The organism is Rossellomorea aquimaris (assembly GCF_008180865.1).
In the GTDB taxonomy this organism is placed as follows: domain Bacteria; phylum Bacillota; class Bacilli; order Bacillales; family Bacillaceae_B; genus Rossellomorea; species Rossellomorea yichunensis.
The window spans coordinates 36,241-45,765 of record NZ_VTEX01000010.1 but is presented as its reverse complement, the minus strand read 5'-3'; the positions used below and the strand labels follow the sequence as shown (position 1 = coordinate 45,765).

Below are 9,525 nucleotides of genomic sequence, written 5' to 3'. Positions count from 1 at the left end.
TGGGCGCAGGAAATTTGAGAGGAGCTGTCCTTAGTACGAGAGGACCGGGATGGACGCACCGCTGGTGTACCAGTTGTCTTGCCAAAGGCATCGCTGGGTAGCTATGTGCGGAAGGGATAAGTGCTGAAAGCATCTAAGCATGAAGCCCCCCTCGAGATGAGATTTCCCATCACGTAWGTGAGTAAGATCCCTAGAAGATGACTAGGTAGATAGGTCAGAGATGGAAGCATGGCGACATGTGGAGTTGACTGATACTAATCGATCGAGGACTTAACCACACTATAAAGCGGAGGCGGCTTGAACAGAGACGACAAGCATTTCTGGGCAATCAGAAGAGGGTGYCTTTTACCCTCAGCTGATTGAACTGAAATGACCTCGAGTCTCTAGCCGCCGGAGCTGGAATGGTATCTACTTGAAGAAGTAGATGCAACATTGGTCGRTATTCGGCTTTCTTGACATCAATTCTTTATCTAGTTTTGAAGGAACAACCCTTCAATTGAATATTCGTCTGGTGATAATGGCGAAGAGGTCACACCCGTTCCCATGCCGAACACGGAAGTTAAGCTCTTCAGCGCCGATGGTAGTTGGGGGATCTCCCCCTGTGAGAGTAGGACGTCGCCAGGCGAAATTTTATTTTTTGCATAATCACTTTATTAGTGAAGCTGCATATAGTAGAATAGATAGTAGTAATCTTCTTAAGTAATATTTATATCGTCGCGGGGTGGAGCAGTTCGGTAGCTCGTCGGGCTCATAACCCGAAGGTCGCAGGTTCAAATCCTGTCCCCGCAATACCATTTTTGACTTTGTGCAGGATAATCCTTGATGAGTCACGCATGGATAGTTATTTTCGCTGTCGCGAGGTAATGAAACCTATTTTCGCTGTCGCGAAAAAGCTTTGGTCCGGTAGTTCAGTTGGTTAGAATGCCTGCCTGTCACGCAGGAGGTCGCGGGTTCGAGTCCCGTCCGGACCGCCATTTCTGTTCATTCAAACGAAACTTTGTTTCGTTTTTTTTATTGTCTGTAACCATAACCTTTACTCTCATACCCGAAAAAGGGTAAACTACATATATACATTCTCCCTTAGGGTAAAAAACGATCCTAAGGGTTTTTTATACTCTAAATGACAATTGAGGAGATTAACATGAATCAGTTTGAGATCATAACGACCAGCCCAGAGGAAACTGGCCAGTTTGCAGAGAAATTGGCAGCTCATTTGAAGCCTGGAGCTGTGTTAACGTTAGAAGGTGATCTTGGGGCGGGAAAGACAACATTTACCAAAGGTCTTGCCAAGGGCCTTGGTGTCACGAAGACAGTTAATAGTCCCACCTTTACCATCATTAAAGAATATAAGGGCCGTTTGCCTCTTTATCATATGGATGTATACAGGTTGGATGATTCCTTTGAAGATTTGGGATTCGATGAATACTTTGAAGGGGAAGGTGTGACTGTCGTTGAGTGGGCTCACTTAATTCAAGATCAACTTCCGGAAGAATTATTAAGTCTATCGATTTACCGGGAAGGCGATTCCACGAGAAAAATCGTGTTGAAGCCCTTTGGTGAACGATATAGTGAATTGTGTAAGGAGATTGTGTCATGACGATTTTATCGATTGATACTTCCAATTATCCGTTAGGCGTTGCGCTTATCGAGGAAAACAAGGTAATTGGGGAGTACATTACCTATATTAAGAAGAATCATTCAGTAAGAGCAATGCCGGCTATCGAACAATTGTTGAAGGATTGCGGGATTGAGGCGAAAGACTTAACGAAGGTCGTCGTTGCAAATGGTCCTGGTTCCTATACAGGTGTCAGGATAGGGGTCACCTTGGCAAAGACCCTTGCATGGTCTCTGGGCATCCCTCTCATACCAGTATCAAGTCTTGCTACACTGGCTTCATCGGGTCGATATTTTTCAGGGTATATCGTTCCTTTGTTCGATGCAAGAAGGGGACAGGTGTACACTGGACTATATGAGTTTCAGGGAGATCAATTAAATTGTGTTGAAGATGATTGCAACATCCTGCTGGAAGAATGGGTGACGAAGTTAAAAGGTTTTAATAAAGATATACTCTTTGTCGGAAATGATGTTGCCCTGCACGAGAGCATGATTAAGGAAGTCCTGGGAGATCAAGCAAAAATCGCACCCTTTGTCAGTCATAATCCACGTCCCTCTGAACTTGCTTTTATTGGTAGTGGTCTGGAAGAGAAGTCGGCGCATGAAGTGCTACCTAATTATATACGGATGGCTGAAGCAGAAGTGAAATGGCTGGAATCTCAAAAAAAATCTGAATAGAAGATAAAGGATCGTTAGAATATGGATATACGATTTATGACGGTTGATGATTTAGATGCTGTAATGGAAATTGAAAATCAATCTTTTAGCATTCCTTGGAGCCGGGACGCTTTCTTGAATGAGATCGAACATAACCACCTGTCTACGTATCTCGTTGCCGAGGATGAAGACAAACTTGCAGGATACTGCGGGGTGTGGCTTGTAGTGGATGAGGCGCATATCACAAATGTGGCTGTGCTCCCGGCTTATCGGGGGCGGGGTTTGGGAGAAGGCCTCATGCGCAAGATCATGGGCATTGCCATTGAATTTGGAGCTCGTGTGATGACCCTTGAAGTCAGGGTATCAAATACACCGGCACAACATTTATATCGGAAGCTCGGGTTTCAAGATGGAGGAATCCGTAAGCGGTATTATTCGGATAATCAAGAGGATGCTTTAGTAATGTGGGTGAATTTATGATAAAGGATACGTTTGTATTGGGAATTGAGACAAGCTGTGATGAAACGGCTGTGGCAATTGTGAAAAATGGAACAGAGATTGTGGCGAATATTGTTTCGTCTCAGATTGAAAGTCATAAGCGGTTCGGTGGGGTCGTCCCTGAAATTGCTTCACGTCATCATGTGGAGCAGGTTACGTTCGTGCTGGAGGAAGCACTTGAACAAGCTGATATGACGATGGACGAAATTGATTGTGTAGCCGTGACGGAAGGACCCGGTTTAGTGGGAGCCCTTCTGATTGGTGTCAATGCTGCCAAGGCACTCGCTTTTGCTCATAACAAACCTTTGGTAGGTGTTCATCACATTGCAGGACATATTTATGCCAATCGATTAGTGAAAGAAATGAGGTTTCCCCTGCTTTCATTAGTTGTTTCCGGAGGCCATACAGAGCTTGTGTTCATGAAAGAGCACGGTTCGTTTCAAGTGATCGGGGAGACCCGGGACGATGCAGCGGGGGAAGCTTATGATAAAGTGGCCAGGACCTTGAGTCTTCCGTATCCCGGGGGACCCCATATCGATCGGTTGGCTCATGAAGGGGAACCCAATCTTGATTTGCCCCGTGCATGGCTTGAAGAGGGTTCCTATGATTTTAGCTTCAGTGGATTGAAGTCGGCGGTTATTAACACGCTGCATAATGCGAAGCAAAAAGGAGTAACCATTCATCCACAGGATTTGGCAGCGAGCTTTCAGGCCAGTGTGATTGATGTGTTAGTGACCAAAACCGTTAAAGCTGTAAAGGGATATGGAGTGGAACAAGTATTACTGGCTGGTGGAGTGGCAGCGAATAAAGGCTTGCGTGCTGCCCTTCAAGAAGTGTTTGAAGAGGTGGAAGCGGAGCTGATCATCCCTCCGTTATCTCTTTGTACGGACAATGCAGCTATGATCGCAGCTGCTGGAACGGTTTTATTTGAACAAGGAAAAAGAGGAAGCATGGATATGAATGCTCATCCTGGACTTGATATCGAAAATTTCTAAAAGGGAAAGCTTAAACGAAACTTCGTTTAAGCTTTTTTTATTGGGTACAGTTATTGTTCTCGGGTTTTGTTGATATCTTGTGAGTGAATGAGAGGAGAAAAGAACGAACATATGTTTTATCAACAGACTGTGGATAAAATGTTAGTAACTACATAATTGATGTGTACACTATGTGAAAAAGCTCTAGTGTGAATGCCCTATTATTTGGAAGTTTCTGTGGATAACTTACATTGTAATTGTGGATTATGTGGAAAACCTCTGTTAATAACGGATAAACGGGATTTGAATTGTGGATAATGATGTGGAATAAGAAAGGATTGGGGTTCGATAGTTATCCCCAATCCTGTGGATTATTGTTCTTCTTGAAGAATCTCCTCAAGTTCTGTCCATTCTTCCAATAGAGAATCAAGCTCTTCTTTTGCTTTTGTGAGGGAGTCATTGATGTTCTGGACTTTTTCATGATCTTGAAAAATATCAGGGTCACAGAGAAGATCCTCTTTTAACTGAATGTCTTCTTCAAGAGCTTCCATGAGACCTTCAATTTCTTCTACTCTGCGTTTTCGTTGACGTTCAAGCTTTTTCGCCTCTTTATCAATCTTGTGGGACTGTTTTTGAGTGGTAACCTGTGATGACACTTGTTCTCCTTGTTCAATCCGCTCAAGTGCAGCCAATTCTTCCTGCTGTTGTAATTTCTGTACGTAATAATCGTAATCGCCAAGGTATTCGGTCGACCCCTTTTTGGACAGTTCTACAACCTTTGTAGCAATTCGATTGATGAAATAACGGTCGTGTGAGACAAAGAGGATCGTCCCAGGGTAGTCAATCAAGGCATTCTCCAGCACTTCTTTACTGTCCAGATCCAGATGATTCGTCGGTTCATCCAGGATCAAGACATTCCCTTTTTCCATCATGAGCTTGGAAAGTGCCAGACGTGCCTTCTCTCCACCACTCAGTGTGGAAACAGGCTTTAAGACATCTTCCCCTGAGAATAAGAAGTTTCCAAGTACAGTGCGGATTTCTTTTTCCATTTTCATTGGGTATTCGTCCCACAGTTCATTTAAGACGGTCTTATTGGAAGATAGTTCGGCTTGTTCTTGATCATAATAGCTAATCGAAACATTTGATCCGAATTTAAATGCTCCTTCCAGAGGTTGCAGTTTATTGACCAATGTTTTCAAAAGGGTCGATTTCCCGATTCCGTTTGGACCTACAAGAGCGATACTGTCTCCCTTTTTAACAGAGAAGTCGATGTGAGATGAAATCTGTTCGTCTTGCCCATATCCGATGGTAAGATCTTGAACGTGAAGAACATCATTTCCACTTGGACGATCAATTTGAAAAGCAAAGTTGGCAGATTTCTCATCACCCAAGGGTCTATCCATCTTGTCCATTCGTTCCAGCTTTTTTCTGCGGCTTTGTGCCATCTTGGTCGTCGAAGCACGGGCGATATTCCGTTGAATGAAGTCTTCGAGTTTCGCGACCTCCTGTTGCTGGCGCTCGAACATCTTGAGATCCTTTTCGTAGTCTTCTGCTTTCTGTTCAAGGTATTTACTGTAGTTACCGTGGTATTTCTTGCTTCGATTCCGGGAAATCTCATACACTTGATTGACGACGCTATCCAGGAAGTAGCGGTCATGGGAAACGATCAGGACGGCTCCTTCATAGCTTTGAAGGTACGTCTCGAGCCACGATAAAGTCTCAATATCAAGATGGTTGGTCGGCTCATCAAGAATGAGAATGTCAGGTTTGGTTAAAAGAAGTTTCCCAAGAGCGAGACGGGTTTTCTGGCCGCCGCTCAATGTGGATATCTTTGTATCGTAATCGAAATCTGCGAAATTCAAACCGTGAAGGACAGAGCGAATATCCGCTTCATATTGGTATCCACCGGAATCCTTGAACCTGACTTGAAGCTCATCGTATTCTTTTAATACGCGTCGATAGAGTTCTTCTTGTTCATACACCGAAGGATCGGCCATCTGCTGCTCCAATATTCTTAATTGCTTTTCCTGTCTCTGCAATTCCTCGAAGACGGTCAGCATTTCCGACCAAATGGATAGATCAGACTCCAAACCGGTATTCTGAGCCAGGTATCCGATGGAAACCCCTTTTGGTTTCGTGATGTCTCCGGAATCATAGGAGAGATGACCTGCAATTATTTTTAAAAGAGTCGACTTTCCCGCTCCATTGCGTCCGACGAGAGCCACCCGATCTCTTGTCTGTATTTCAAGCTTAATATTTGATAGGATATTATCGGCACCAAAGTTTTTCGTTAGTTGATTCACTTGTAGTAGAATCATGACGTTTCACCTCTATTTCATAGTGCTAGTGTACCGTATTTGGGAGGGGGACGGCAATAAATCGACTATTAATCTTCGTACACTTAGGATAAAATATAGTGTATGATGGGTAGTAGAGTTTTAAATTCTGTATGCTTTCTATTTTGGAAGCGGTATCAGAGGTTTTGAATAGATGTGGGGGAATACAATATGAACCAGGATACAACGAAAATTCCACAGGCAACGGCTAAGCGCCTTCCGCTATATTATCGCTTTATCAAGAATCTGTACTCGTCGGGAAAGCAGAGGGTTTCATCGAAGGAATTGAGTGAAGCGGTGAAGGTTGATTCTGCCACGATACGCAGAGATTTTTCTTATTTTGGAGCGTTAGGTAAAAAGGGTTATGGATATAATGTCAATTACCTGCTATCCTTTTTTCGTAAGACATTAGATCAAGATGCCATTACGAAAGTTGTGCTGATAGGTGTAGGGAATCTCGGTACAGCGTTTCTTCATTATAATTTCATAAAAAATAATAATACTAAGATTGAAATGGCTTTTGAAGTAGATGAAAAGAAGGTTGGGACACAAATCAGCGATGTACCCGTTTTTCATTTAGATGATTTAGAAGAGGGTCTTGAGGGGCATGATATTGAAGTGGCCATACTGACGGTTCCGGCATCTTCTGCTCAAAATATCACAGACCGATTGGTTTCTTCTAATATTAAGGGGATCCTGAATTTCACTCCTGCGAGATTAACGGTGCCGGACCATATTCGCGTGCATCATATTGATCTGGCAGTCGAGCTTCAATCACTGGTATACTTCTTAAAGCATTATTCAGAGGATGACACGGAAATGTCACAAGATGGAATCATATCCGAATAGAAAATGATCCTTATATACGTTATGATAGAATGGTAAAAGAGGAGGTGTCTCATTATGTTAGGTGCAGGTAGTATCGTACTGATAACGGTTGTTGCTTTACTGATCTTTGGACCAAAGAAATTGCCTGAGTTAGGGAAAGCAGCTGGTAATACATTACGCGAATTTAAAAATGCAACAAAGGGCTTAGCAGATGATGAGGACGATAATAGTAAAAAAGCTAAGTAGGGTAGGATGAACGCCATGAGTCAAAGTCAAAGAGACATGACAGTCTATGAACATATAGGAGAATTGCAAAAACGACTCATGTTTGTAGTCGTTTTCTTCTTGTTAGCGGTAATCGTAAGCTTTTTTCTTGCGGAGCCGCTGATTCGATATTTGCAGCACGCGGATGAAGCGAAAGAATTGACGATGAACGCCTTTCGGATTACAGACCCTCTCAAAATCTATATGGAAATGATCATGTTTATTGCGATCATCATGACATCACCCATCATTCTATTTCAAGTATGGTCGTTCGTAAGTCCAGGCTTATATGAGAAAGAGAGGAAGGTAACGCTTAGTTACATCCCGATCTCTGTCATTCTTTTCTTAGGTGGATTGTCATTTTCATATTTTATTTTGTTTCCATATGTTGTGAAATTCATGATGGGTTTATCAACCAATCTGAATATCCAGCAAGTGATTGGAATTAATGAATACTTTCATTTCCTGTTTCAAATAACCATTCCATTTGGGTTTCTATTTCAACTGCCGGTTATTATGCTGTTTCTGACACGCCTAGGGATTATTACCCCGATGCTTCTGGCACAAATGAGAAAAGTGGCGTACTTCATATTGTTAGTCATAGCCGCTTTCATCACACCGCCGGACATCGTCTCGCATTTAATGGTAACCGTTCCTTTGCTTCTTCTTTATGAAATCAGTATTTGGATCTCTAAGATCGGATATAAAAAGGTTTTAGAAGCAGAACAAAAGCTTGAAATGGAACAGTTCGAGGATATAAATAAGGATTGATCAAATGATCAATCCTTATTTTTTATTCTCTATTTTCTTTTTGATTTTGAAATGCAGCATCACCATACGCAACCCGGAACCAAAATCAAGGGTTGCCAGAAAGACGAGCATATAAGTGAAAAATCCCCAACCATCATCCTGTACATTTTGCACAGCAAAGTATGTGAAGAGCACACCGAGAAGGAGATAGATCACGCCTGAGAATAATGGTGATCTCCTCATAGAAATAATCCTCCAATAAATCCTTGTATTTGTTCAGCTTCGTTGATCATTTTTTCAATTTCATCCTTATAGATAGATTGCATTAGAACGACCGTTGTATTCATGGCAACATGGGCAAATATTGGAACAAGGATCCGCTTCGTCTTGACATAAAGAAACGCAAACGTAAAGCCCATAGCCGAGTACAAGATCACATGCTCAGGCTCAAAGTGCGCGAGAGCGAATATAATAGAGCTGATTAACGCGGCGAAAAAGAAATTCATCTTTTCATAAAGGACACCGAAGATAATCTTTCTGAATACAATCTCTTCTAATATAGGGCCAATGATCGCAGCTACCATCATCGATAGCGGTACCTTTTCAATAATGCTGATAATCATCTGAGTGTTTTCAGATCCCATTTCAATTCCCAGCGCATACTCGACTTGTATAGCGACGGATTGAGCAATGAACGCCATAAAGATCCCGACTACAGCCCATACAATGGACCCCCCTGCATTCATGGGAGCGGTGCGTTCAAGTCCGGTGCTTGTTTCACTCTTCCTTAGAATGCCCCACACAACGAGCAGGGTTAACGTAAAGCTGATCACGAGCCAATATCCCGGTACAACATTCTTAACTGTTTCTTCGGGTTGACCAAGCACATCTACACCAATCTTTAATAATAAGGGGATGCCTATAATACTTGAAAGCTGCATGACAATATAGGTAATTAAGATATATCCGAAATGTTTTTTCAACGTATGATCTCCTTTAGCACCTGTTAGATGAGGAACAACCTCATTTCATCTTGAACTCACTCTTGTACAATTCTACTAAGAAAATAGGAACTGTTCAAATCTAAGGGTTTTGTAAGAATTGTCACACTTCAACCGGCTTAAGTAATAAAGCCATATAGTGAGGCATAGTATAGGAGGGTGTGAAAAAAAGAGAAATATGACGAAAAAAAATTCAAGCAGGACTCTTGCAAAATGAAAACGAATTAATTAATATAATAGTTGTGTTAGCACTCACAACAAGCGAGTGCTAATAAATATCATTTACATAATTTCAAGGAGGTTGTTTCACTTGTTAAAACCACTAGGTGATCGCGTCGTTATCGAGCTAGTTGAGTCAGAAGAAAAAACAGCAAGCGGGATTGTGCTACCGGATTCCGCAAAGGAAAAGCCACAAGAAGGTAAAGTGATGGCTGTAGGTACTGGTCGCATTCTTGACAACGGTGAGCGCGTTGCTCTTGAGGTAGCTGTCGGCGATCGAATCATTTTCTCTAAATACGCTGGTACAGAAGTGAAATACCAAGGCACAGAATACCTGATCCTTCGTGATAGCGATATTCTGGCTGTAGTTGGCGAATAATCAAA

11 protein-coding genes, 2 tRNA genes and 2 rRNA genes are annotated in these 9,525 nt (G+C 42.3%); 12 read left to right on the top strand and 3 right to left on the bottom strand.

The features are described from left to right. The 8 genes from FZC88_RS23535 to tsaD form a co-directional block, all read left to right on the top strand. Positions 1-278, top strand: a 23S ribosomal RNA gene (locus tag FZC88_RS23535); the annotation flags it as partial. Between the two features lie 229 nt (positions 279-507). After that, positions 508-624, top strand: a 5S ribosomal RNA gene (rrf, locus tag FZC88_RS23530). A gap of 91 nt (positions 625-715) precedes the next feature. Next, positions 716-789: transfer RNA gene (locus tag FZC88_RS23525), tRNA-Met, on the top strand. A gap of 108 nt (positions 790-897) precedes the next feature. Continuing rightward, a tRNA-Asp gene (locus tag FZC88_RS23520) sits at positions 898-974 on the top strand. A gap of 167 nt (positions 975-1,141) precedes the next feature. Beyond that, positions 1,142-1,597, top strand: coding sequence for a tRNA (adenosine(37)-N6)-threonylcarbamoyltransferase complex ATPase subunit type 1 TsaE (tsaE, locus tag FZC88_RS23515; RefSeq protein WP_148996626.1), 456 nt, complete (start codon positions 1,142-1,144; stop codon positions 1,595-1,597). Next, positions 1,594-2,292 (top strand): tRNA (adenosine(37)-N6)-threonylcarbamoyltransferase complex dimerization subunit type 1 TsaB, encoded by a 699-nt coding sequence (gene tsaB / locus FZC88_RS23510; protein WP_148996625.1) that lies wholly within the window; start codon positions 1,594-1,596, stop codon positions 2,290-2,292. Before tsaE ends, tsaB begins: the two co-directional genes overlap by 4 nt. Positions 2,293-2,313: 21 nt before the next feature. Next, positions 2,314-2,751, top strand: coding sequence for a ribosomal protein S18-alanine N-acetyltransferase (rimI, locus tag FZC88_RS23505; protein ID WP_148996624.1), 438 nt, complete (start codon positions 2,314-2,316; stop codon positions 2,749-2,751). Further along, complete coding sequence (gene tsaD / locus FZC88_RS23500) at positions 2,748-3,764, top strand: tRNA (adenosine(37)-N6)-threonylcarbamoyltransferase complex transferase subunit TsaD (protein WP_148996627.1); 1,017 nt, start codon at positions 2,748-2,750, stop codon at positions 3,762-3,764. Before rimI ends, tsaD begins: the two co-directional genes overlap by 4 nt. A gap of 350 nt (positions 3,765-4,114) precedes the next feature. Here the strand turns inward: tsaD and FZC88_RS23495 are convergent, their stop codons facing one another. Continuing rightward, on the bottom strand, positions 4,115-6,061 hold the full coding sequence (locus FZC88_RS23495; RefSeq protein ID WP_148996623.1) for an ABC-F family ATP-binding cassette domain-containing protein: 1,947 nt from the start codon (positions 6,059-6,061) through the stop codon (positions 4,115-4,117). Positions 6,062-6,250: 189 nt separating this feature from the next. Here FZC88_RS23495 and FZC88_RS23490 point away from each other — a divergent pair, with 189 nt between their 5' ends. The 3 genes from FZC88_RS23490 to tatC are packed head-to-tail and all read left to right on the top strand — an operon-like array spanning position 6,251 to position 7,942. Continuing rightward, the gene (locus FZC88_RS23490; protein ID WP_148971339.1) at positions 6,251-6,928 is read left to right on the top strand and encodes a redox-sensing transcriptional repressor Rex; all 678 of its coding nucleotides are present in this window, start codon (positions 6,251-6,253) and stop codon (positions 6,926-6,928) included. A gap of 54 nt (positions 6,929-6,982) precedes the next feature. Next, the gene (locus tag FZC88_RS23485; protein WP_044340658.1) at positions 6,983-7,153 is read left to right on the top strand and encodes a twin-arginine translocase TatA/TatE family subunit; all 171 of its coding nucleotides are present in this window, start codon (positions 6,983-6,985) and stop codon (positions 7,151-7,153) included. Between the two features lie 15 nt (positions 7,154-7,168). Further along, entirely contained in the window at positions 7,169-7,942 is a 774-nt protein-coding gene (gene tatC / locus FZC88_RS23480; RefSeq protein ID WP_148996622.1) for a twin-arginine translocase subunit TatC, read from the top strand. Positions 7,943-7,957: 15 nt separating this feature from the next. Here the strand turns inward: tatC and FZC88_RS23475 are convergent, their stop codons facing one another. Then, complete coding sequence (locus FZC88_RS23475) at positions 7,958-8,164, bottom strand: YdiK family protein (protein ID WP_044340660.1); 207 nt, start codon at positions 8,162-8,164, stop codon at positions 7,958-7,960. Then, a complete protein-coding gene (locus FZC88_RS23470; RefSeq protein ID WP_148996621.1) occupies positions 8,161-8,904 on the bottom strand; it encodes a CPBP family intramembrane glutamic endopeptidase in 744 nt (247 codons plus the stop codon). Before FZC88_RS23470 ends, FZC88_RS23475 begins: the two co-directional genes overlap by 4 nt. A 328-nt stretch (positions 8,905-9,232) precedes the next feature. Between FZC88_RS23470 and groES the strand changes: the two genes are divergently transcribed. Then, complete coding sequence (gene groES / locus FZC88_RS23465) at positions 9,233-9,520, top strand: co-chaperone GroES (RefSeq protein ID WP_034766060.1); 288 nt, start codon at positions 9,233-9,235, stop codon at positions 9,518-9,520. Positions 9,521-9,525: the final 5 nt, after the last annotated feature.

Bases quoted from the DNA above. Each gene is read 5' to 3' on its own strand.
- tsaE (WP_148996626.1), top strand. From the start codon at position 1,142: ATGAATCAGTTTGAGATCATAACGACCAGCCCAGAGGAAACTGGCCAG.
- tsaB (WP_148996625.1), top strand. From the start codon at position 1,594: ATGACGATTTTATCGATTGATACTTCCAATTATCCGTTAGGCGTTGCG.
- rimI (WP_148996624.1), top strand. From the start codon at position 2,314: ATGGATATACGATTTATGACGGTTGATGATTTAGATGCTGTAATGGAA.
- tsaD (WP_148996627.1), top strand. From the start codon at position 2,748: ATGATAAAGGATACGTTTGTATTGGGAATTGAGACAAGCTGTGATGAA.
- FZC88_RS23495 (WP_148996623.1), bottom strand. From the start codon at position 6,061: ATGATTCTACTACAAGTGAATCAACTAACGAAAAACTTTGGTGCCGAT.
- FZC88_RS23490 (WP_148971339.1), top strand. From the start codon at position 6,251: ATGAACCAGGATACAACGAAAATTCCACAGGCAACGGCTAAGCGCCTT.
- FZC88_RS23485 (WP_044340658.1), top strand. From the start codon at position 6,983: ATGTTAGGTGCAGGTAGTATCGTACTGATAACGGTTGTTGCTTTACTG.
- tatC (WP_148996622.1), top strand. From the start codon at position 7,169: ATGAGTCAAAGTCAAAGAGACATGACAGTCTATGAACATATAGGAGAA.
- FZC88_RS23475 (WP_044340660.1), bottom strand. From the start codon at position 8,164: ATGAGGAGATCACCATTATTCTCAGGCGTGATCTATCTCCTTCTCGGT.